This is a genomic window from Ulvibacter litoralis (genome assembly GCF_900102055.1).
GTDB lineage: Bacteria > Bacteroidota > Bacteroidia > Flavobacteriales > Flavobacteriaceae > Ulvibacter > Ulvibacter litoralis.
Genome location: NZ_FNBA01000011.1, coordinates 1 through 23437, shown reverse-complemented (window position 1 = coordinate 23437; position 23437 = coordinate 1). Strand labels below are relative to the sequence as shown.

General features: G+C 36.6%; 25 protein-coding genes and 2 tRNA genes. 8 read left to right on the top strand and 19 right to left on the bottom strand.

The window, feature by feature from the left end; genetic code table 11:
• Positions 1–295: 295 nt before the first annotated feature.
• The 11 genes from BLQ00_RS16575 to BLQ00_RS16525 all read right to left on the bottom strand — a co-directional run bounded on the left by BLQ00_RS16575 (position 296) and on the right by BLQ00_RS16525 (position 7834).
• Complete coding sequence (locus tag BLQ00_RS16575) at positions 296–586, bottom strand: hypothetical protein (protein ID WP_093145434.1); 291 nt, start codon at positions 584–586, stop codon at positions 296–298.
• Positions 586–996 carry a hypothetical protein gene (locus BLQ00_RS16570; RefSeq protein WP_093145433.1) on the bottom strand — a complete coding sequence of 137 codons (411 nt, stop codon included), beginning with the start codon at positions 994–996 and terminating at the stop codon, positions 586–588. The genes BLQ00_RS16575 and BLQ00_RS16570 overlap by 1 nt, the downstream gene beginning before the upstream one ends.
• A 160-nt stretch (positions 997–1156) precedes the next feature.
• Positions 1157–1621, bottom strand: coding sequence for a hypothetical protein (locus tag BLQ00_RS16565; protein WP_093145432.1), 465 nt, complete (start codon positions 1619–1621; stop codon positions 1157–1159).
• Between the two features lie 52 nt (positions 1622–1673).
• Positions 1674–2903, bottom strand: coding sequence for a tyrosine-type recombinase/integrase (locus BLQ00_RS16560; RefSeq protein WP_093145431.1), 1230 nt, complete (start codon positions 2901–2903; stop codon positions 1674–1676).
• 92 nt (positions 2904–2995) lie between these two features.
• Positions 2996–3709, bottom strand: coding sequence for a lycopene cyclase domain-containing protein (locus BLQ00_RS16555; RefSeq protein ID WP_093145430.1), 714 nt, complete (start codon positions 3707–3709; stop codon positions 2996–2998).
• A 3-nt stretch (positions 3710–3712) separates the two neighbouring features.
• On the bottom strand, positions 3713–4162 hold the full coding sequence (locus BLQ00_RS16550; protein WP_093145429.1) for a sterol desaturase family protein: 450 nt from the start codon (positions 4160–4162) through the stop codon (positions 3713–3715).
• Positions 4163–4199: 37 nt separating this feature from the next.
• Entirely contained in the window at positions 4200–5042 is an 843-nt protein-coding gene (locus tag BLQ00_RS16545) for a phytoene/squalene synthase family protein (RefSeq protein ID WP_093145428.1), read from the bottom strand.
• Positions 5043–6509 (bottom strand): phytoene desaturase family protein, encoded by a 1467-nt coding sequence (locus BLQ00_RS16540; protein ID WP_093145427.1) that lies wholly within the window; start codon positions 6507–6509, stop codon positions 5043–5045.
• Positions 6510–6559: 50 nt separating this feature from the next.
• On the bottom strand, positions 6560–7471 hold the full coding sequence (locus BLQ00_RS16535) for a MerR family transcriptional regulator (protein WP_093145426.1): 912 nt from the start codon (positions 7469–7471) through the stop codon (positions 6560–6562).
• A gap of 130 nt (positions 7472–7601) precedes the next feature.
• A tRNA-Leu gene (locus tag BLQ00_RS16530) sits at positions 7602–7685 on the bottom strand.
• Between the two features lie 76 nt (positions 7686–7761).
• Positions 7762–7834 (bottom strand) — tRNA-Lys (locus tag BLQ00_RS16525).
• Between the two features lie 150 nt (positions 7835–7984).
• Between BLQ00_RS16525 and BLQ00_RS16520 the strand changes: the two genes are divergently transcribed.
• Positions 7985–8506 carry a shikimate kinase gene (locus BLQ00_RS16520; RefSeq protein WP_093145437.1) on the top strand — a complete coding sequence of 174 codons (522 nt, stop codon included), beginning with the start codon at positions 7985–7987 and terminating at the stop codon, positions 8504–8506.
• Here BLQ00_RS16520 and BLQ00_RS16515 read toward each other — a convergent pair.
• Both BLQ00_RS16515 and BLQ00_RS16510 read right to left on the bottom strand, forming a co-directional pair.
• Positions 8498–9001, bottom strand: coding sequence for a phosphoribosyltransferase family protein (locus BLQ00_RS16515; protein ID WP_093145436.1), 504 nt, complete (start codon positions 8999–9001; stop codon positions 8498–8500). The two genes, BLQ00_RS16520 and BLQ00_RS16515, sit on opposite strands and share 9 nt — an antisense overlap.
• Positions 9002–9041: 40 nt before the next feature.
• Positions 9042–9416, bottom strand: coding sequence for an RNA-binding S4 domain-containing protein (locus BLQ00_RS16510; protein WP_093145425.1), 375 nt, complete (start codon positions 9414–9416; stop codon positions 9042–9044).
• Positions 9417–9495: 79 nt separating this feature from the next.
• Between BLQ00_RS16510 and BLQ00_RS16505 the strand changes: the two genes are divergently transcribed.
• Positions 9496–10506 (top strand): FKBP-type peptidyl-prolyl cis-trans isomerase, encoded by a 1011-nt coding sequence (locus BLQ00_RS16505; protein WP_093145424.1) that lies wholly within the window; start codon positions 9496–9498, stop codon positions 10504–10506.
• Between the two features lie 95 nt (positions 10507–10601).
• Here the strand turns inward: BLQ00_RS16505 and BLQ00_RS16500 are convergent, their stop codons facing one another.
• Positions 10602–11555 (bottom strand): transketolase family protein, encoded by a 954-nt coding sequence (locus BLQ00_RS16500; protein WP_093145423.1) that lies wholly within the window; start codon positions 11553–11555, stop codon positions 10602–10604.
• A gap of 16 nt (positions 11556–11571) precedes the next feature.
• Positions 11572–12417 (bottom strand): transketolase, encoded by an 846-nt coding sequence (locus BLQ00_RS16495; RefSeq protein ID WP_093145422.1) that lies wholly within the window; start codon positions 12415–12417, stop codon positions 11572–11574.
• 233 nt (positions 12418–12650) lie between these two features.
• Between BLQ00_RS16495 and tgt the strand changes: the two genes are divergently transcribed.
• The 6 genes from tgt to BLQ00_RS16465 all read left to right on the top strand — a co-directional run bounded on the left by tgt (position 12651) and on the right by BLQ00_RS16465 (position 19872).
• On the top strand, positions 12651–13781 hold the full coding sequence (gene tgt / locus BLQ00_RS16490) for a tRNA guanosine(34) transglycosylase Tgt (protein ID WP_093145421.1): 1131 nt from the start codon (positions 12651–12653) through the stop codon (positions 13779–13781).
• 4 nt (positions 13782–13785) lie between these two features.
• Entirely contained in the window at positions 13786–14865 is a 1080-nt protein-coding gene (locus tag BLQ00_RS16485; RefSeq protein ID WP_093145420.1) for an LptF/LptG family permease, read from the top strand.
• Positions 14852–15754, top strand: a complete 903-nt coding sequence (locus BLQ00_RS16480) for a DMT family transporter (protein ID WP_093145419.1) — start codon at positions 14852–14854, stop codon at positions 15752–15754. Before BLQ00_RS16485 ends, BLQ00_RS16480 begins: the two co-directional genes overlap by 14 nt.
• A 54-nt stretch (positions 15755–15808) precedes the next feature.
• Positions 15809–16762, top strand: coding sequence for an acetyl-CoA carboxylase carboxyltransferase subunit alpha (locus tag BLQ00_RS16475; protein ID WP_093145418.1), 954 nt, complete (start codon positions 15809–15811; stop codon positions 16760–16762).
• Between the two features lie 166 nt (positions 16763–16928).
• A complete protein-coding gene (gene dnaB / locus BLQ00_RS16470; protein ID WP_093145417.1) occupies positions 16929–18479 on the top strand; it encodes a replicative DNA helicase in 1551 nt (516 codons plus the stop codon).
• A 133-nt stretch (positions 18480–18612) separates the two neighbouring features.
• Positions 18613–19872 (top strand): asparagine synthetase B, encoded by a 1260-nt coding sequence (locus BLQ00_RS16465; RefSeq protein ID WP_175445483.1) that lies wholly within the window; start codon positions 18613–18615, stop codon positions 19870–19872.
• 133 nt (positions 19873–20005) lie between these two features.
• Here BLQ00_RS16465 and rplT read toward each other — a convergent pair whose 3' ends face one another.
• The 4 genes from rplT to thrS form a co-directional block, all read right to left on the bottom strand.
• Positions 20006–20350 (bottom strand): 50S ribosomal protein L20, encoded by a 345-nt coding sequence (rplT, locus tag BLQ00_RS16460; protein ID WP_093145416.1) that lies wholly within the window; start codon positions 20348–20350, stop codon positions 20006–20008.
• A gap of 118 nt (positions 20351–20468) precedes the next feature.
• Positions 20469–20666, bottom strand: coding sequence for a 50S ribosomal protein L35 (gene rpmI / locus BLQ00_RS16455; RefSeq protein ID WP_093145415.1), 198 nt, complete (start codon positions 20664–20666; stop codon positions 20469–20471).
• A gap of 73 nt (positions 20667–20739) precedes the next feature.
• Positions 20740–21252, bottom strand: a complete 513-nt coding sequence (gene infC, locus BLQ00_RS16450) for a translation initiation factor IF-3 (protein ID WP_262891390.1) — start codon at positions 21250–21252, stop codon at positions 20740–20742.
• Positions 21253–21310: 58 nt separating this feature from the next.
• Positions 21311–23257: a threonine--tRNA ligase gene (gene thrS / locus BLQ00_RS16445; RefSeq protein ID WP_093145413.1), complete on the bottom strand. Its 1947-nt coding sequence runs from the start codon at positions 23255–23257 to the stop codon at positions 21311–21313.
• Positions 23258–23437: the final 180 nt, after the last annotated feature.

Below are 23437 nucleotides of genomic sequence, written 5' to 3'. Positions count from 1 at the left end.
CAATATTATATACAGATTTCGATTTCCCTGTATCTCTTGCTCCTCCGAAAAGAAAATAGTTCATAGTTTAGTTCGATTTTAATGTTTTACAACGGTCTTGTATAAGAACAGTAGGGCGGAAAAAACGCACGAACCATTCGGTTGAACACAAGCCGAATTTTTAAATTTTACTTATTATCTTTTTTCTCAATAAGCCAAATTTAAAAATTTGGCGACCTCGAAAAGTACTGTGAACATTGGGTTTAGTAACAAATTGCCCTATTGTTTTTATACGTTGTTAGGCATCTGGCTTTTTTCAGATTATGCTTGATTTGAATCCGTTTTCTCCAAGTAAAGCATTCAGATGAATTTTATAATCATACCATTGTGAGCCATTATAATGTTCAGTTTTATTTATGCTTTTTATTAATTCCTCAATTTTTTCAAAATCAGATAGAGATGGTTTCTCAATTAATTTAATCATTTCATTAATCTCTTTAGAAATTTCGTATTCTGATAGGAACAGCTTGTCTTTTTTTGAGTTTGACTCAAATTTTCTACACATCATTTCCATTCGGTCAAAATGCTGTTCAGATATTTTTTTCATCAATCGATTATTTCAGTCAAGTTTAGGTCTAATTCTTTCATAACTTGGTCAACATCAAATTCAAAGTTTTTCGGTATGTTCACAGTCGCTATTCCGCCAAAGTCAACTTGCCAAAATCCGCCACGGTTCATTAATTCGTCTCCTAAAACCCTATAGTCAGATTCTTTGTATTGAGGTGATAAGAAAAAGCGTCTTGTAATAAAATCAGATTCTTTGATAATTTTAATGATTTCGTGATGTCCGTCATTATTGATTCTCGTTTCAAATTCAGTTCCCTTTGTTAAACGACAATTAAAAAGGTCATTGTCTGTCATTCTAAATTTATTTTCAGATAACTGCTCTACATAGAAAGTAGTTGTAGACTTCTCTCTTTTATCATAAACCCATATTTTAACTTCTTGCTTTTCCATTGGTTTTTTTCAGCTTGTGCCTAACGTGTTTGTGTATGGTTAGTTGCGTGTTTCAGCAACTAATTTAGTAAACAAAAACGAATGCGAGAAAATTCCGCAGGAATTTTCGTAAGTAAGCACGTAAAAAGCAATTAATTATACACGGTGTTGTACCCAGTTTTTATTTCCGATTCAATTGTACATTCATTAGTAAAATATTCCACATCGCAAAAAAGTCAGAACCTTTAAAGGCAGGAATAACGAACTGTTCAGAGTTCAGATTAGTGATTGTCAGTTCATCCCATTCAGTTTTTTTTACTTGTTCTTTTGTTGCTTTTCCAGTTTCGCTAATTTCAACTAACGATTGAGGTCGCATTTCTTTAATATCATTTATCAGCAGACTTTCAAATTTGTCATATTCTCCCCAAACTATTTTCCGAGTTCCAAAAACAGTCCATTTGTCATTTTTCGGTTGAGTGAAAACTAAAACAGGAATTCCAATATTTTGAGATTTAAATAATTCCGAGTAAAATTTTTGGTTTTCAGTCGGCAAACTTTCGAATAAGAACGAATGTTGGGTTGGAAGACTGTATTTCCCAGCTTTCCACTTTAATCTTTTCGCTATATATTCATCTGTTTTCTGCATTTCTCAAATTGGGTACAACTTGTTATACTAAGCATAAAGGTAATCATATCCCTTAAATATTATCGGATAAAAAGAGTTTTTGGTGCGATTTATCTTGATTGGCAATGGCGAGTAAGGCACTGTCTAATGGACTTTTAATCGCCATTAAATCCTTTTTCGCTACATGGGTGTATATCATCGTGGTTTCAGGTTTACTGTGCCCTAACAGTGCTTGAATGTAGCGCAAATCGGTGCCGTTTTCTAATAAATGCGTCGCGTAACTGTGCCGCAATGTATGTGGTGTTACGTATTTCTTTATACGAGCCAATCTACAACTTTTGTTTAAAAACTTCCGAATACTGCCCGAACTATATTTTCCGCCAGAAGGATTCTCTACAAAATAAACCTTGGGTTGGTACGTCATAAAATAGTTTTTAAATAACGGTATAAAGCTTTCTGCCAATAAAACAACACGATCTTTACGCCCCTTTCCATTGCGAATAAAAATCTGTCGTCGGTCCAAATCGAAAGAGTTGAGCTTTAAATCTAATAACTCACCAATACGTAAACCTGCCGAATATAGTAATGCCAATACGGTTCGGTGTTTTAAGTTTTTGGTAACGCGCAATAAATCGATGGCTTCTTCCTGACTTAATACCGTTGGCAATAATTTGCTTTTGTTTGGACGTACCAATTTCTCTTCATCTATGTTGCATTCAGGAAAAAAAACAGCAAAATGCTTCAGTCCGCTTACCAATTGTCTATGGGTGCTTATCGAATACTTCTTGGTGCGAACCGCCCATTCAATATACAATCGGACGTCTTCTTCAGTGAGTGTAGAAACTTTCTTTGTTCTGGTGAAACGCAAAAATTCAGAAACAAAACCTCCATACACCTGAATCGTACTTTTGCTGTAGCGTTTTCCGTTCAGGTACTGAATGTATTGTTGAAATATCACTTTCTTTTCCGAAGTAAAATCAGGAAGAACATTGACTACTTTTTTAGGAGTTACTATCGGTTTTTCTGGAAGTTTCCGATCTTTTCTAGTGTTATGGGGTGTCTTAAAATTCTTTTTTGTTCTTGTATAGGCACTATCATTTACGGTATAGTTTCCTTCTTTTAAATAGGTAAGAAGGAAGTCTAAGGCTCTCGGACTGTATATAATGTAAAAGGATTTAATCGTTTTACTCCAATACACACCTGGGAACTCTGATAGATACTCTTTAATTTTGGTATTATATTGAAACCTAACAGCAATACATTCTTTATTTCGATGTGTAACGGGCTCTAAAAGTATCTCCATGCGTAATGTCAAGCAAGTAAATTGCCAAATGACGTTTTAGTTTGTGGAGGGAGTTGCTGCAGAGGTGTAGCTCGATAGCTACTGTATCAAAACTAGTGATTTTTTTCTAAAAGACCGCTTTTCTGAAACCTATTTTCAAAGTATTCAGTAAGAACGAATACTGTAAGAAGCATGCTTAATGCGTAGATACTATCTTCAATAGGAATCGTTAGAATGCGAATGTTCATTGTTTCCGAAGAGAGATACCACACCACCTCGTCATCAATTCCTGTTCCGGTAAGTATTCCGTTAATAAGAAGAAAAGGAATTAAAATAATGATAAATGTGGGTAAAAATTGTGCTAAGAGCGGTCGTTTGTAGTTGTAAACAAACCCTAGTAAAAGGATTGCATAGCTAAAGTTTACTAACGGATACCAACGATCGTAATTGTATATGAGGCCTCCTAAAAGCAGCGTCATAAGTAGTGTGTATATAATATTTGTTGTTTTTTCTGAAAAGGGGATCTTCGGAAAGAGATACGCTACCGAATAATGCGTAAACAAACAGGCGTAGGGAATACAGATAAAAAATAACCATTCTTCAATCGGTAAACTGAAAATTTTGTAGCCTGTTACGTAAGTTTCGTTAAATCCCCAAAAACCGTTTTGTGTGAAGGCACTATCCCACGGAATAAAAAAAGCCATCATAATAGCAATGGCAGGAAATAACGAGCGCCATTTTTTGTGAAACTGAAGTTTGGGATGAAAACTAACTAAAAACGGAATACTCAGCGAGCCAAGATCAAGCCACAAATACAAATACTCCATTCGCTATTTTTTAAAATATTTTAAGGGCGGCACTAACATTCCGAAGCATTCTCCTTTGTCTTTGCCTAAATGTTTGTGGTGCATTTTATGAGCCCTCCGAATTCCTTTTGCGTACCAGTTATTGGCATTTCGGAAGAGTTTAAAGCGTTGGTGTATAAAAATATCGTGTACAAAGAAATAGGCAAGTCCGTAGGCAAAAATACCCAGTCCGATGGGCAATCCCGCCCAAAAACCATAATAACTCCAACCTATAAAGCAGCCAATGCTAACGGCGGCATAAAATAGAAAAAAGAAATCGTTGCGTTCCCACCAACTTCCGTGGTCTTTATGATGGTGGTCTTTATGGAGATGCCATAAAAAACCGTGCATCACATATTTATGGGTAAACCACGCCATAAATTCCATGATGCTAAAAGTAGTTACAAAAATTAAAATCCAAAGTAGGGTCGTCATAATCGTTTCAATATTCAATAGCTAAAATAATCAATTTTTACCGTACCATTTTCAATTGGTACTTCACATAACTTCGGGTTAAAAGGCCTAGCTTTTCGTAATTTGGCACTCTAATACGGGTGTTTTTTATGGCGGAAGCAGGTGTTTTCTGTAGCTTCTTTAGAAGTCGTTTGTAATATCGATACGCAACAAACACTCCTAATTTTGCTTCAGGAGGAAGTTGTAAAATACCTTGATATCCTTTTCTGAAATCTTCTTCAATTTCAGAAATAATCAAATCTTTTGAAGCTTCATCTAAAGAGTCCAAATTCGTATTCGGAAAATAGCTTCGGTTCAATCCTTCGTAATCGGCTTTTAAATCACGTAGAAAATTCACTTTCTGAAACGCCGATCCTAAATGCATTGCCGACTCTTTCAGCAATTCAAATTTTTCAGTGTCTCCTTTTACAAAAACGCGTAAACACATTAATCCCACGACATCTGCCGATCCGTAAATGTATCCTTTCAGCTCCGCTTCTGTAGTGTAGGTTTGTTTGGTAAGATCCAAACGCATACTGTCCATAAACGAATTGATCAAACTTTCTTCAATTCCGTAGGAAAAAACTGTGTGTTGAAAGGCGTTTAAAATTGGGTTCAGACTTATTTTTTCAGTTAAAGCATTTTCAAGATCCTGTTCAAATCGTACAAAAAGCTTCTCTCGGTTATAGCCATGAAAGGAATCTACGATCTCGTCTGCCAAACGAACAAAACCATAAATATTGTAAATATCTTGACGTATCGAAGGTGCCAACATTTTGCAAGCAAGCGAAAACGAAGTACTGTACGCCATTGTAGTAGCTTTACTACAAGATCTAGATAGGATGTCGAAGGTTTCTTTCATTTATGCGTTGTTTTCTTTTTGTACCAATGCGGCGGTTAATTTTCCTGAAATTAGGGCAGGAGGTACGCCAGGTCCGGGTACTGTTAGCTGTCCGGTGAAAAATAAATTCTGAACTTTTTTACTTTTAAGTTTAGGGCGTAAAAAAGCTGTTTGTAATAAGGTATTTGCTAATCCGTAGGCGTTTCCTTTGTAGGAGTTGTAATCGCTTATAAAGTCGTTAATACAAAAAGACTCCTTAAATATAACGTATTTTTTGATGTCTTGGTTGGTTCGTTTCTCAAAACGTTCCATTATTTTGTTAAAATAGTCTTCTCTAATCTCCTGTGTATCTGTAAGTCCAGGGGCTAATGGAATTAAAAAGATACCCGCTTCTTTGCCTTCTGGCGCAACGGTGTCGTCGGTTTTGGAAGGGAAGCTAGCATAAAATAAGGGTTCGGTAGGCCATTTTGGCGTGTCGTAAATTTCTTCGGAATGTTTTTTGAAATCGACATCGAAAAAGAGCGTATGATGATCTACCTGTTCTACTTTTTTGCTGAAACCTACGTAGAATAGGAGCGAAGAGGGAGCAAAGGTTTTTTTGTCCCAATACGCTTCAGAGTATTGTCTGAAATTTGACGGCAATAGTGTTTCGGTATGATGATAATCGGCTCCACTTACCACAACATCCACTTTAATGGTTTGATCGTTTACAACAATGGCTGAAGCTTTTTTGTCGGTGACCTTAATTTCGGTCACGTTTTGATAGGTTTTAATGGTAACACCTAACGATTCGGCTAGGAGTTGCATTCCTTTAATGACGCTAAACATTCCATTTTTTGGATGAAAGGTTCCCAAGCCAAAATCGGCATAATTCATAAAACTATAAAACGCAGGTGTGTTAGAAGGCTTTGCGCCTAAAAACAATACGGGAAACTCTAAAATGGCAATTAATCTCGGGTTGTTAAACTCTTTCCGAACTTCCTTCTGAATGGTGCTAAAAAACTGTCCAATTTTTTTTGCCGTGGCAGGAGTCACCAATTCTAATATGGAAACACCAGGACGATACACCAAATCCTTGATGGCAATATTGTAATTGTCTTGCGCCTGATTTATAAACTTTTGAAGCTTTTTGGAAGCTCCTTTTTCTTCCTTTTCAAAAGCGATTTTAATTTTTTCTAAAGTGTCTTCAATGCTTATAGAATCATTGTCTCCAAAATACACGCGATACGCAGGATTCAACTTTATAAGTTCGTAATAATCGGAAGGTTTTTTCGAAAAATCTGCAAAAAAGCGTTCAAAAACATCGGGCATCCAATACCATGTTGGGCCCATATCAAAAGTAAACCCTTGGGTTTTTAGTTGACGGGCACGTCCGCCAATAGCGGCGTTCTTTTCGTAAATGGTTACATGGTTCCCTTCTTTTGCTAAGTAGCAAGCTGCTGCTAACGAAGAAAATCCCGAACCTATAATGGCGATTTCTTTTTTCATTTTGTTTAATAAAAGTATAAAAAAATTAAACAAAAAAATAATAAATTTTATTATTTCGTTCTCAACCCTTCTAATTTAGTTATAAAATCTTGGAGATTTTTAATAATATGTGTGTTTGGGGGAACTTGGGAAGCTTTGATTTTCTGCGGTTTAGCGCCTTGTAGCCAAAGTGTAGCTGATGTATTATTGCAAGTGGTTTCTTGAAATTCATGAAGGTAGTCAAGGATGTCTTTTCCTTCTGGTTGAATGGTGATGTAAGTAACGAAAATTACCTCTTTATTTGAATTTTGAATTGTTTTAAGGCTTTCTAAGGGAGTGTTGGCTCCAAAATACAGTGTTTTATACCCAGCGGCTTTAAGTTCGTAATTTGAGTACAGCAATCCCATTTCGTGGATTTCATTATACGGCAAGAAGAGAACGAAGAGGGGGTCGTTGGAGTTTTCTATAACCTGTTCCTCTTGTTCGATAGCTACTATAAGCTTTCTTTTTAGCAATTCTGAAATAAAACTTTCGTGACAAGGGTCTATGGTACTCGTTTGCCATAGAATTCCTATTTCGTTTAAAAGTGGGATAAAGACATTAAAAAAGACATGTCGAAAGGTTTTGGTAGCTAGAAGGGTGTTGTATGTTTTTTGAAATAGCGCTTCGTCAAAATCGAACATTGCCGATTTAAAGTCTTTAATGGCAATTTCGTCTTGTTGATTAATAGCAATTGATTCTACCAGCTCTTGAATATCAGCTTCCGATAAATTGGCAATTTTAGAAATTTTATGTCCTTCGTTGTATAAAAAAGTAACATTTAGCAATCGTTTTAGATTGTCAATATCATAGTGTCTAATGTTTGTATCTGTTCTTTGTGGAGTAAGAAGGTTGTATCTTTTTTCCCAGATCCGAATGGTGTGTGCTTTAATGCCACTAAGGTGTTCCAGGTCCTTGATACTGAATTGTGTTTTGACATTCATAATAATTGCTACTAAAAAGAATAGTGTTCAAGGTAATAAAAAGAAAGAGACAAAATAACTTATATAGGATAAAAAGCTAAATTTTGTAGGAAATTGCGGAGTGTGAGGGATTTAGTTTTCATGAAAATTGTACCCGGAATGGGACTTGAACCCACACGCCCTTACGAACACATGGCCCTCAACCATGCCTGTCTACCAATTCCAGCACCCGGGTGGATACTTACTACTCAAAACTAATAAGAAAGTTTCGGGTAAAAAAAAAGTTAAACCAATTGGTTTAACTTTTTTTGTGACCTGACTGGGGCTCGAACCCAGGACCACCTCCTTAAAAGGGAGGTGCTCTACCAACTGAGCTATCAGGTCATTGCTTCCATTTAAAAAACTATAATAGTTTGTTGCTGTAAGCGGGTGCAAATATACTATGTTTATATTTTACTTTCCAAGGAAATTTGCATTAAATTTGAAAAAAAAATCAAACCCTTTGGGAATGAGGGAATACGAAAGAAAAAAAATATGAAAATTATTTTAGTTGGTTACATGGGGAGTGGAAAATCTTCTATTGGACAACAATTAGCCACCCGATTAAATTATACTTTTAAAGATCTAGATACAGCGATAGAATCTTCAGAAGGAGCGAATGTAACTACTATTTTTTCTGAAAAAGGAGAGATTTACTTCAGAAAGAAAGAAAACACTGTCTTAAAAGAGCTGATTTCCTCTTCTGAAAATATAGTATTAGCCACCGGTGGAGGAACTCCTTGTTATGGAAATGTGATGGAGCTATTACTTTCCGAAGAAGACTGTGTAACGGTTTATCTGAAAGGTTCAGTAGCTGTTTTAACAGATAGACTGTTTTTAGAAAAAGAGAAACGACCGCTTATTTCACATCTTGAAACGAAAGAGCTCTTAAATGATTTTATACGAAAGCACTTGTTTGAACGCTCGTATTACTACAATCAAGCTTCGTTAAAAGTTGATATAGACGACGCATCGATTGAAGGGATTGTAGAAGCGATACTTTTAAAACTACTCTAAAATGGCTCTGTCGTTGTTTTTTTCAAAGATGACGGCAACATTTTCGTTAAGAGAAGTAGATAAAGAAATCCCTTTAAAATCGGCTTTTATAGGGTATTTTTTGTGATTACGATCGACTAACACCGCCGTTTTAAATTGTTTTAGAGGCACATTTAAAAAGTGTTTCACACCGTAAATTAATGTCGTTCCAGAATGCAGTACATCGTCAACGAGGAGCAATGATTTGTTTTGGTAATCTTCTGGCTTTAATGATGTTGTTATTGGGTTGGTAGGTTCTTTTTTATCGATAATAACCTCACACAATTGTACTTTTATAGGCGCTATTTTTTCAACAACGGCCTTTAGTTTTTTGGCAAATAAGAAACCATTTTCTTTAATGCCTGCAATAATTACAACCTCTTCATTGACGTTCGTTTCATAAATTTGGTAAGCAATACGCTTAATTTTATGAGCAATTTGTTTTTTATCAAGAATTACAGTCTGCGTTTGCGTCATTGGAATCATAGTTTTTTCAAAGATAGTAAAGCGATTTCTTTTATTCTTCTTCCGTATCGGTAAAATCGTCAATGTCCCTACGGTCTTTTTTGGTAGGCCTTCCTACACCTTTCTTTCGGTAATAGTCTTTGGCGTATTTTAGCAATTCGTTGGTTTCAAAAGCTTCTTTTGGAGTGGTGTCTGTGCAATAAATTGACACTAATTTGGCGCCTAACCTACTTTCAGGGAGGTCTAAAACCTTTAAAGTGTAGTTAATTTGGTTTTTCCGAAGTGAAATAGTGTCTCCAGGATATACATCTCTAGAAGGTTTTACAACACTCTCGTTTACACGGACAGCACCTTTTTTACACGCTTGTGTCGCAATGCTTCGCGTTTTAAAATAACGAACACACCATAAATATTTGTCAACTCTCATGTTAATACTGTAAAAACAACGTTAATCTTTTCAGCAAAAATAAGAGAAAATTGTATCTTGCGCCCTCAAAAAGCGACGAATGAAGAAAGCATATTTTTTAGCCCCTATTTTGGTGTTAAGTTTCTTAGCACTTTCATCTTGTAAAAAAGATGACGAAGTAGATATAGTACCCCCTCGTGATAGAAGTGCTGAGGTAGGACCTGCTATTGAGGAAATAGAAACCTACTTAAATACCCATTTTTACAACTATGAAGAGTTTGCAAACCCTCCTGTAGGATTCGACAATAAAATAAAGTTTGATACGATTGCTGGCGATAATGCATTAAAAACACCTTTAATTGAACAAGTTTCATTTAAAAATGTTACCGATTTGATAGATGATACAGTAGAGTACAAGCTGTATTACTTAACCGTGAATGAAGGAGAAGGTGTACAGCCAGGTTTTGCAGATATTGCTCACGTAACATATGAAGGTACCTATCTAAATAACGATTCGGATTACAATAGATCTGAGGTGTTTGATAGCTCTGTAGTGCCTATTGAATTTGATTTAACAGCAGTTGTTACAGGTTTTCAAGAAGCATTGGTAGAATTTAAGTCTTCAAGCAACGCTACGGTAAATGGAGATGGAACGTTTGCTTTTGAAGGGTTTGGAGTAGGAGCAGTGTTTATTCCTTCGGGATTAGGATATTATGCTTCACCACCTTCTGGAATACCTCTTTATTCACAATTAATTTTCACTTTTCAATTAATGGAAGCGCAACCAGGAGATCAAGATGAAGATGGTGTGCCTTCAAGTATTGAGAATTTAGATGGAGATAATGATGTGTTTGACGATGATACAGATTTAGACGGATCACCAAACTTTGTAGATGGTGATGATGATGGTGATGGAAGGCTAACTAGTAATGAAGTTATAAAAACAGAGTATATCCTAAATCCTGGTGATGAAGAGCCTGTTCTAGGAGAAAATGAAGTTGAAACTTTTAGAATTAAAGATTACGAAACACAAATAGTTACTGTAACTACGATTACGTTTACAGACGTTGATGGCGACGGAACACCAGACTATTTAGATCCTGATAATTAACAGGTAGTTCACTACAAATACAATAAAAAAAGCCTCGCAATTTGCGAGGCTTTTTTATGTTTCCAACTTATTTAAAAGCTAGGGGACAAAAAAGATTATTTACGAGCAATTACTTTTAATGAAGCTTTTACAATTGCATCGGCGTTTAAACCGTATTTCTCCATTAGTTGTGCAGGTGTTCCAGACTCTCCAAAGGTGTCTTTAGTTGCAACAAACTCTTGTGGTGTTGGTGCATTTTCAGCTAACACACGTGCTACACTCTCGCCAAGACCTCCTAAGTAGTTGTGTTCTTCAGCAGTTACAATACACTTTGTTTTATTTGCACTCGCTATGATTGCTTTTGCGTCTAATGGTTTAATTGTATGTATGTTGATTACTTCAGCGCTTATTCCTTGCTCGTTTAATGTTTCAGCAGCAAGTAGAGCTTCCCAAACTAAATGACCCGTAGCTACGATCGTAACATCAGTACCTTCTTGTAAGTGTACTGCTTTTCCAATTTCGAAGGTTTGATCTTCTGGAGTGAAATTAGCCACTTTTGGTCTTCCGAAGCGTAAATAAACAGGACCGTCATAATCTGCAATGGCTAAGGTAGCTGCTTTTGTTTGATTGTAATCACACGTATTGATCACAGTCATTCCAGGAAGCATTTTCATTAACCCAATATCTTCTAATATTTGGTGTGTTGCGCCATCTTCTCCTAAGGTGATTCCAGCGTGTGAAGCACAAATTTTCACATTTTTGCCACTATATGCTACACTTTGACGAATTTGATCGTACACTCTTCCTGTAGAAAAGTTTGCGAAGGTTCCTGTAAATGGAATTTTACCACCTATAGTCATTCCTGCAGCCATACCTATCATATTTGCTTCAGCAATTCCAACTTGGAAAAATCGTTCTGGATGATTTTTTTTGAAGTCGTCCATTTTTAACGAACCGATTAAATCTGCACAAAGGGCCACAACATTTTCGTTTGTTTGTCCTAGTTGTGTAAGTCCGTCACCAAATCCTGACCGAGTATCTTTACTTCCTGTATTTGTATATTTTTTCATCTTAGATTTTTCAGTATTAATAGTCCCCTAAGGTTTCTGGATTTTGCGATAAAGCGTCTTCTAATTGTTCGTCATTAGGAGCTTTACCATGCCAAGCGTGTGTATGCATCATGAAATCGACACCATTCCCCATTACGGTATGTAATAAAACGCAAATTGGTTTTCCGTTTCCAGTTTTTGCTTTCGCTGTTTTCATTCCTGAAAGGATGGCTTCTAGGTCATTCCCTTTTTCAATATTTATAACATCCCAACCAAATGCTTCAAACTTCCCTTGAATGTTACCCATAGGTAATACAGTGTCGGTAGATCCGTCAATTTGTTGTCCGTTTAAATCGATACTCACAATAAGATTGTCAACTTTGTTACCAGCAGCATACATGATTGCTTCCCAGTTCTGACCTTCTTGTAATTCTCCATCACCACATAAAACGTATACCAAATGGTTGTCGTTGTTAAGTTTTTTAACTTGAGCAGCCCCTATAGCTACAGAGATTCCTTGTCCTAACGAACCAGAAGCCATGCGAATACCCGGCAAACCTTCATGTGTTGTTGGATGCCCTTGAAGTCTTGAGTTTAATAAACGGAAAGTGTTTAGCTCTTCCACAGGAAAATATCCTGAACGTGCTAACACGCTGTAAAATACTGGAGAGATGTGACCATTCGATAAAAAGAAGAGATCTTCGTCTTTACCGTCCATAGAAAATTCTTCCTTTCGGTCCATTACTTCTTGGTATAACGCAACAAAAAACTCTGCGCAGCCTAGTGATCCTCCAGGGTGTCCAGAATTTACTTTGTGTACTTGTCGTAAAATGTCTCTACGGACTTGTATCACTAATGCTTCTAATTTTTGTATATCTGACATATTAGTTGATTGATTTTTCAATTGCAAAAGTACAGTATTATAGAAGGGAAGCAAAATTGAATAAATAGCAGTTATTAACGATTTATTGGTTTTAGTTAACATGTTTTTAGATTGCTATTTTTCAGAAGGGCTTGCTACAGTCATTCCTTTTTTTACTTCGGAAACACTTTTTACTTTTTAATCCTAAAATAGTAATAGAGATAGTATCTTTGCTCTTTCAGAAAAGAAACAAAATGCAATTTAAATTAGAAGCGAAAGATGTGAATAGTAAGGCTAGAGCAGGTACTATGACATTGGATCACGGAACAGTTGAAACTCCTATTTTTATGCCTGTTGGAACAATGGGAACGGTAAAAGGAGTACACCAAAAAGAATTGACCGACGAGATAAATCCAGATATTATTTTAGGAAATACCTATCATCTATACCTGCGTCCGAAAACTCAAATTCTTGAAAAAGCGGGTGGTTTGCATAAGTTTATGAATTGGGATCGCCCTATTTTAACCGATAGTGGTGGGTATCAAGTGTATTCACTTTCGTCCAATCGTAAAATTAAAGAAGAGGGTGTTAAGTTTAAATCACACATTGATGGAAGCTTTCACGTGTTTACTCCTGAAAATGTAATGGAAATTCAGCGTACCATCGGAGCCGATATTATCATGGCTTTTGATGAATGTACTCCGTATCCTTGCGACTATAACTATGCCAGACGTTCAATGCACATGACGCATCGTTGGTTGGATCGTTGTATCAATCATTTGGATAAAACACCTTTAAAATACGATTACAATCAGACCTTTTTTCCAATTGTTCAAGGAAGTACCTATAAAGACCTTCGGAAACAATCTGCTGAATATATTGCTTCTGTAGGAGCTGAAGGAAATGCCATCGGCGGACTATCAGTAGGAGAACCGGCTGAAGAAATGTACGCAATGACGGAAGTTGTTACGGAAATACTTCCAGAAGATAAACCACGTTATCTAATGGGCGTGGGAACACCAATTAATATTCTTGAAAATATTGCACTCGGAATTGATATGTTCGATTGTGTGATGCCTACTCGAAACGGACGTAATGGTATGCTCTTTACAGCGCATGGAACCATGAATATGAAGAATAAGAAATGGGAAGATGATTTCTCTCCAATTGACGAAATGGGAATTACTTGGGTAGACACTGCTTACAGTAAAGCGTATTTACGTCACTTATTTGCTTCAAACGAAATGTTAGCGCGACAAATAGGAACCATACACAACCTTGGTTTTTATATGTGGTTGGTTCGTGAAGCTAGAAAACATATCTTAGCAGGAGACTTTACGTCTTGGAAAAATACAATGGTGAAACAAATGGATAACAGATTATAGGCGTATGTTGAGTATTCTGGATAGATACATACTGCGTCAATACTTAGGGACTTTTGGGTTGCTGTTATTGCTTTTTATTCCTATTGGAATTACAGTCCACCTTGCCGAAAAAATTGATAAAATTCTAGAAAATGAAGTGCCTTTTATAGAAGTGCTGAAATACTTTTTAGACTTTACCATCTATTTTGCAAATCTTCTATTTCCACTATTTCTATTCTTGTCGGTCATTTGGTTTACTTCAAAGCTGGCAAATAACACAGAAGTCATCGCTTTTTTAAGTAGTGGTGTTTCTTATTATCGGTTTTTACGGCCGTACATGATTGGCGCAACCATAGTGTGTGCTTTCGGATTTATACTAGGAATGTATCTCGCCCCCAAAGCAAGTAAAGGGTTTAACGAGTTTCATTACCAATACCTCAAAAAAGGGAAGAAAGACCGTGATCAAAGCAATGTGTATAGGCAGATTAATGATAATGATTATATCTATGTAAGCTATTTTAATGTGGCTGAAAAATCGGGAAGTAATTTTACACTAGAGCATTTTGAAGGCAATAAAATGACTTATAAATTGTCGGCCAAACGAATTCGTTATAACGATAAGGATAGTACGTACACCCTTGTTAATTATGCCAAGCGTACCATTGGAGAACATGAAGATGTTATCGTAAATGAATCTAAACTAGACACTGTTTTTAGTTTTGAATTGGAAGATCTCACCCCCGTAGAATATATAGCCGAAACCTTAAACCTTCCTGAGTTAAATGAATTTATAGCACGAGAGAAGAAACGAGGTTCATCCTATATTAATAGGTACGAAGTGGTGCGGTACAAACGATGGAGTTTGCCTATTTCTGCATACATTTTAACCATTATTGCAGTAGCAGTATCTTCTGTGAAAAGAAGAGGAGGGATGGGAGTAAACCTCGCTATTGGAATAGCTATAGGAATGATTTTTATCTTCTTCGATAAAATATTTGGCACAATGGCGCAGCAAAGTGATTTTTCACCGCTTGTAGCAACTTGGTTCCCTAATTTTGTATTTGCCATACTCGCTATTTATCTGTTACGAAATGCAAAACGATAAATTACTAAATTACCTACACCTACATTTTATTGTATTTATTTGGGGATTCACAGCCGTTCTTGGAGCCTTAATCTCTATTGAAGCCATTCCATTGGTATGGTATAGAATGTTGTTGGCCTCTGGCTTTATGTTTCTCTTTATAGTGTATAAGAAGGAGAACCTTCGCTTTCCTAAAAAAGTATTGGGCGGGTTTTTCTTTGCGGGACTTGTTATCGCATTGCATTGGTTGGCATTTTTTGGAGCTATTAAAGTGTCGAACGTCTCAGTTACATTGGCAATAATGTCCACAGGAGCTCTTTTTGCATCCTTGTTAGAGCCTATATTGTATAAGCGAAAGGTGATTTGGTACGAAGTGTTTTTTGGTCTGATTGTCGTCGCTGGTTTGTATGTGATATTTAATGTAGAATCGGAACATGTCTGGGGAATTGTTTTAGCATTGTGCTCTTCGTTTTTAGGAGCATTGTTTTCTGTAATTAACGGAAAGTTTGCGTTGTCATATAAAGCATCTGTAATTTCTTTTTATGAGATTTTCTTCGGAATGGTTTGTATTTCAATCTACTTAGCTTTTAGTGGAAGCTTTGACTCATCGTTTTTTCAGCTTACCACTAACGATTGGTTGTTTTTAGTCCTTCTGGCTTCGGTATGTACTGCCTATGCATTTATAGCTTCAGTACATGTAATGAAATGGATAAGCCCTTATACCGTAATGCTTACCACTAATATGGAGCCTGTGTACGGAATTTTACTTGCATTGCTTATTTTAGGCGATTCAGAAAATATGAGTCCGCAGTTTTATTTTGGAGCCGCTATAATCCTAGTAACAGTAATAGCTAACGGGATTATTAAAACTTCTATTGAAAGAAAAAAAAGACGATTGCCCAATACGTAAAAACAATATTTTATATTTGTAAGCTAAGCCAATTAAAAACTTCTAGAAGTTAGTATGGAATATCTTGATTTTGAATTACCTATTAAGGAACTGCAAGAACAGTTCGAAAAAGCCTGCCAGATTGGAGAAGATAGTGATGTTGATGTAACCAATACTTGCAAGCAAATTGAAAAAAAACTAATTGAAACCAAAAAGGATATCTATAAAAATTTGACTCCTTGGCAACGTGTTCAGTTGTCTCGTCATCCAGATCGTCCTTATACCATGGATTATATAAACGCACTTTGCGGTGACACATTTTTAGAGCTTCACGGAGATCGTAGTTTTAAAGATGATAAAGCAATGGTGGGTGGATTAGGTAAAATTGGAGACCAAAGCTATATGCTTATTGGACAACAAAAAGGATACAATACCAAAACACGCCAGTACCGTAACTTCGGAATGGCAAATCCTGAAGGATATCGTAAAGCATTGCGCTTGATGAAATCTGCAGAGAAATTTGGATTGCCTGTAGTTACCTTTATAGATACCCCCGGAGCATATCCTGGATTGGAAGCAGAAGAACGCGGACAAGGAGAAGCAATTGCTCGAAATATCCTTGAAATGACACGCCTTAAAGTGCCAATTATTGTAGTGATTATTGGTGAAGGAGCCAGTGGTGGAGCCTTAGGAATCGGTATTGGAGATCAAGTACTAATGCTAGAAAATGCATGGTATTCTGTTATCTCTCCTGAAAACTGCTCCTCTATATTATGGCGTAGTTGGGAATACAAAGAACAGGCAGCTGACGCTTTAAAATTAACAGCTTCAGACGCTAAAAAATTGAAGGTTGTAGATAGTATTGTAAAAGAACCATTAGGGGGCGCACATAGCGATCGACAAGCAACGTTTAAGTTCATAACTGCAGCGATTGAAAAAGCATTTTCAGAATTAAAGGACTTATCACCAAAAGAATTGGTGTCAAAACGTATGGATAAATATTCAGATATGGGAGTGTTCAAATCCTAGTTCTAACTATAGCACGACTTTCAAAAATCCAGAGCTTCGACTTTGGATTTTTTTGTGCCTTATCAACAATATATTAAAGTTTTCAACAGTTAAATTGTTAACTACCAGTGAATATCGAAAATCAAATTTTTCGCTTTTCTCTTAACATTTTATTTACATTCGCTCCATGGAAAAAGTACAACCTCGCACTGCATATCCTACTAAAACGGGACAAATAATTTCTTTGGAAAAAGGAAAGTTACCTCCGCAAGCTATTGATTTAGAAGAGGTTGTGTTAGGTGCAATGATGATTGATAAAAAAGGGGTCGATGAGGTAATCGATATTTTGAGTGCCGACGTTTTCTATAAAGAGTCACACCAACATATATTTGAGGCCATTCATCTTCTCTTCGAAAATAGTGAGCCGGTCGACTTATTAACCGTTTCATCGCAATTAAAACGAAATCAAAAACTGGAAGCTGCAGGAGGCGAATTTTACTTGGTTCAATTGACCCAAAAAGTATCTTCTTCGGCGCATATTGAGTTTCACGCACGTATCATTCTTCAGAAATACATTCAACGAAGTTTGATAAAAATTTCAAACGAAATTATAGAAGAGTCCTACGATGAAACAACCGATGTTTTTGACTTACTAGATACTGCCGAATCTAAATTATACGATATTACGCAAGGAAATATCAAGCGTTCTTCGGAAACAGCACAGCACCTTGTAATACAAGCCAAAAAACGTATTGAAGAAATTGCTAATAAAGAAGGACTTTCTGGAATTCCATCCGGGTTTGCACGCTTAGATAAACTTACTTCTGGTTGGCAACCTTCCGATTTAATCATTATCGCAGCACGTCCTGGTATGGGTAAAACAGCCCTTACCTTGTCGATGGCTCGTAATATTGCTGTAGAACACAATATGCCTGTTGCCTTTTTCTCTCTAGAGATGGCATCGGTACAATTAATTACACGTTTAATTTCTTCTGAAACTGGATTGAGTTCAGAAAAATTAAGAACAGGAAACCTAGAGAAACACGAATGGGAACAACTGAACGTAAAAGTTAAAGGCCTTGAAAAAGCTCCTTTGTTTATTGATGATACTCCGTCACTTTCAATTTTCGATTTACGTGCCAAGGCAAGACGTTTAGCGTCTCAACATGGAATTAAATTGATTATGATTGATTATTTGCAACTTATGACGGCAGGTGGTAGTCAAAAAGGAGGAAATCGTGAACAAGAAATTTCAACAATTTCTCGAAACTTGAAAGCCTTGGCGAAAGAGTTAAACATTCCAGTAATTGCCTTATCTCAGCTATCACGTGCAGTAGAAACGCGTGGAGGAAGTAAACGTCCATTACTGTCAGATTTACGTGAATCGGGAGCGATTGAGCAAGATGCCGATATTGTATCGTTTATTTACCGTCCCGAATATTACAAAATTGACGAATGGGATGATGAGGAGCGTACACCAACTGCCGGTCAAGCCGAATTTATCGTAGCAAAACACCGTAATGGTGGTTTGGACGAAATTAGACTGAAGTTTGTGGGGCATTTAGGAAAGTTCGAAAACTTAGAAACGTTCGATATTCCGGAAGAATTCCATTCTAGAATGAACGACGCCGCCAATGATGATACTTTTAAAACCGATCATTTGCCTTCTCCTGGAGAAGCATTTGGAAGTTCAATGAACAATGATTTGTCTGGCGATGACGATGAAGTTCCATTTTAAAAAGGTGAAAAAATAAGTTCGTTTTAGATTTTACTAAAGCGAAAAGCCTTCAGTATGCGTAAATCGCATGTTGAAGGCTTTTTTTATGAAGAAGCATCCAATTTGGCTCAAAATTTGTCGTTATATTAGCACTATGAGTAAACTACTTTCATTTCTTTTTTTAGCCCTATTTTCTGTAAATGCGTGGGCTTCGTATATATTAATTCCGATGGATGTTGAAAACCAAAAGGAACATTTGAAAGCCTACGGAATTACCTATTGGACGTTAGAGAAAAATGTAAAAGTAAAATGGCTTCTCAATTACCGAGGAGGTTCTTTTTTGTTGCCCGATTCCGAAGCAATCCGTAAGGAATGTCAGATACGTGGTGTTTCATTTGAAGTGATTTCAGACAGTAAAACCGAACAGATTCTCACTGATATTAGCAGTCCTTCTCAAAATATGGAAGCGGTCGTTTTAGAAAAAGCACCTCGAATAGCCGTTTATTCTCCAAAAGGTAGTTTACCATGGGACGATGCCGTTACTATGGTACTTACGTATGCCGAAATTCCATACACCGTAATTTACGACGAAGAAGTATTGAGCGATCAATTAGTGTTGTACGACTGGTTGCATTTGCATCACGAAGATTTTACAGGACAATACGGAAAGTTTTATAGAGCGTATAGATCGGCTCCATGGTATATTGAAGAGAAAAAAAATGCTGAAGCATTGGCCAACAAACTGGGATATGCGAAAGTTTCCGAAGCAAAAAGAGATGTAGCGCTTAAAATTAGAGACTATGTAATTGGTGGCGGATTTATGTTTGCGATGTGTAGCGCGACCGATAGTTTTGATATTGCACTTTCTGTAGAAGGTGTCGATATTTGTGAACCTATGTTTGATGGAGATCCGAGTGAACCGGGATATCAAAGTAAGGTTGATTATAGCAAAACCTTTGCTTTTAAAGATTACACCTTAGAGCGAAGTCCGATGGTGTATGAGTTTTCGTCAATAGACATGACGACCAAACGTAAGATACCTAAAGAAACAGATTATTTCACTTTAATGGATTATTCGGCAAAATGGGATCCAATTCCATGTATGTTGGTTCAGAATCACACCGCTTTAGTAAAAGGATTTATGGGACAAACCACTTCGTACGAACGTGACCAAATTAAATCGAATGTTTTGGTGATGGGCGAGAATAAATCGAATGGTGAAGGAAGATACATTCACGGTATAAAAGGAAAAGGATTCTTCACGTTTTATGGAGGGCATGATCCTGAAGATTATCAGCATCGAGTAGGGGATGCTAAGACAGAATTAGAACTACATCCAAATTCTCCAGGCTACCGATTAATTTTAAACAATGTATTATTTCCTGCTGCAAAAAAGAAAAAGCAGAAGACATAATAGATAACAGTTAACTAATTCTTGGAGCATTTTTTATAATCTAGAAATAGTACGATTTTATAGAAGGTATAAAAAAAGCCCCACTCTTACGAGTAGGGCTTTTGAGCGAAATAATATGTTAGAATTTATTGACTTATTTTACTTTCTTTACGATTGCTTCAAAAGCTTCTGGATGGTTCATCGCTAAATCAGCTAAAACCTTACGGTTTAACTCAACTCCATTAGCTTTAAGTCCTCCCATAAACTGAGAATAAGACATTCCATGCTGACGTGCACCTGCGTTAATACGCGTGATCCACAATGCTCTAAATGTTCTCTTTTTGTTTCTACGGTCTCTGTATGCATACGACATTGCTTTATCAACAGCGTTTTTTGCAACAGTCCATACATTTTTACGTCTTCCAAAGTATCCTTTGGCTTGCTTAAGAACTTTTTTTCTTCTAGCTCTCTTCGCAACTGAATTTACTGATCTTGGCATAATTTAATTGTTTTTTGTAGCAGGCGGTCTCTATTTTTTTTGACACTTTCGCAATATTACTTTCGCAATACGCGCCATACTCCAGGGTTATAAAAATTGTTTTAACCTGTTAAGGCAATTACATCATTCGAAGCATTTGCTTAACATTACTCTCATCGGCCTTATGAACTAATGTATCATGGGTCAATGCAAGCTTACGTTTTTTAGACTTCTTTGTTAAGATGTGACTTTTAAACGCATGCTTTCTTTTAATCTTACCAGATCCTGTTAGCTTAAAACGCTTCTTGGCGCTGGATTTTGTTTTTTGTTTCGGCATGTTTTCCTTCTTTATTATTTATTATTTCGCTGTTTATTCTCTCATTAAAAAAGAACAAATATTTTAATTCGGTTTATTTCTTTTTAGGAGCAATGAACATAATCATTCGCTTTCCTTCAAGTTTAGGCATTTGCTCTACTTTTCCTAATTCTTCAAGATCGGTAGCTAATTTCAATAGTAAAATTTCACCTTGATCTTTATAGATAATAGAACGACCTTTAAAAAATACATATGCTTTTAGCTTAGCGCCATCTTTCAAAAACTTCTCAGCATGTTTTCTCTTAAACTCGTAATCATGATCATCGGTATTAGGACCAAACCTAATCTCTTTAATAATCACTTTCGTAGCTTTAGATTTCATAACCTTTTCACGCTTCTTCTGCTCGTAAACAAACTTTTTATAGTCTATTATTTTGCAAACAGGAGGCGTAGCATTGGGAGAAATTTCGACTAAGTCTAATTCTTGTTCCTCGGCAAACTCTAATGCTTGTTTTAGTGGGTAAACACCAACTTCGACATTGTCTCCGACAAGACGTACTTCTTCGGCACGAATTTTTCTATTAATTCTGTGCTGATCTTCTTTAATGATCCTTGCAGGACCTCGACTTCTTTTTCTTCTAATTGCTATGGCTAAATCTTTTTAGTTAATTTTTAAATTCTTTCAATTCTAGTTTTACGGCTTCAGAAATCAATTCTGAAAAAGATTCAATAGACATTGTGCCTAAATCACCTTCACCATGTTTCCTTACAGAAACAGTGCCATCTTTTTCTTCTTGCTCTCCAACAATCAACATATACGGGATTTTGTTCATTTCGGCTTCCCGAATTTTCTTCCCAATTGTCTCATTTCTATTGTCAACAAGGGCGCGAATTTCGTCATTTTCAAGCAAATTTAAAACTTTTTCGGCGTATTTTTCATATTTTTCGCTTAATGATAAAATACTAACTTGCTCAGGCATTAACCATAGTGGGAAATTTCCTCCGGTATTTTCCAGTAAAATGGCAACAAATCGCTCCATACTTCCAAAGGGAGCACGGTGTATCATTACAGGACGATGCATTTCATTATCGCTTCCTTTGTATTCAAGTTCAAATCGCTCAGGTAAATTATAGTCCACTTGAATCGTTCCTAATTGCCAGCTTCTACCCAAAGCATCTTTTACCATAAAGTCTAACTTAGGGCCGTAGAAAGCAGCTTCGCCAGTTTCCATGACATAATCAAGTCCTTTGTCTTTTACAGCATTGATAATCGCTTGCTCTGCTTTGTCCCAGTTTTCAAGAGAACCAATATACTTCTCCGGTTTTTCTGGATCACGAAGCGAAACTTGTGTGGTAAAGTTTTCAAATCCTAACGAACCAAATACATATAGTACCAAGTCAATCACTTTTTTAAACTCTTCATCTAACTGATCTGGAGTACAAAAAATATGTGCATCATCTTGAGTAAACCCACGAACACGTGTTAATCCATGAAGTTCTCCACTTTGTTCATAACGATAAACAGTTCCAAATTCAGCAAAACGTTTTGGAAGATCTTTATACGACCAAGGTTTTGCGTTGTATATTTCACAGTGATGTGGACAGTTCATCGGTTTCAACATAAACTCTTCTCCTTCATTTGGAGTGTGAATCGGCTGAAAACTATCAGCGCCATACTTTGCATAATGTCCCGAAGTGACATATAGTTCCTTTTGTCCAATATGTGGGGTGATTACCATTTCGTAACCAGCCTTCTTTTGTGCTTGCTTCAAAAAGTTCTCTAAACGCTCGCGTAAAGCAGCACCTTTTGGTAACCAAAGCGGTAATCCTTGTCCTACCTTTTGAGAAAAAGTAAATAGCTCAAGTTCTTTACCAAGCTTTCTATGATCTCTCTTTTTGGCTTCTTCTACCAAAGCAAGGTATTCTGTTAACTCTTTTTGCTTCGGAAATGTAATTCCGTAGATACGTGTTAGCTGTTTGTTGTTTTCATCACCTCTCCAATACGCACCAGCAATACTCATTAATTTTACTGCTTTTACAATACCTGTATTTGGAATATGACCCCCGCGACATAAATCCGTGAACGTGTCATGATCACAAAATGTAATCGTTCCGTCATCCAAGCCTTCAATAAGTTCTACCTTATATTCGTTTCCTTGTTCCTTGTAATACGCAAGTGCATCCGCTTTCGAAGATTCACGAAGAGAGAACTCGTGCTTACCACGTGCAATCTCGATCATTTTGTCTTCTACAGGCTTCAAGTCTTTCTCCGTAAACGATTGTTCGCCAAAATCTACATCGTAATAAAACCCATTGTCAATAGCAGGTCCTATTGTTAATTTAACGCCAGGATACAACTGTTCCAGCGCCTGTGCTAATATATGAGCAGACGAGTGCCAAAATGCTTTCTTACCCTCGTCGTTGTTCCATGTATATAGGATTAGGCTTCCGTCTTCGTTAAGCGTGGTGCTCGTTTCAACAGTAGCCTTATTAAATGAAGCTGAAATCACATTTCGTGCTAACCCTTCACTTATACTTTTTGCCACGTCTAATACTGTGACACCTTTATCGTATTGCTTTACACTTCCATCTGGTAAGGTAATCGCTATCATAATCTTAAAATTTAAGAAACAAAGATACTACGAGTTTCTACGTTTTACAATAAAGGAAGTTACGTTTCTTTCGATTTTTTTTTTTGCGTTTCTTTACACAGTCACTTCGTTTTTGTGTAAAGTCAGGCTTTCGCTACTCGCGATGCTACGTGCCTTGCATGCGCTCAAACAGGCCGCTCT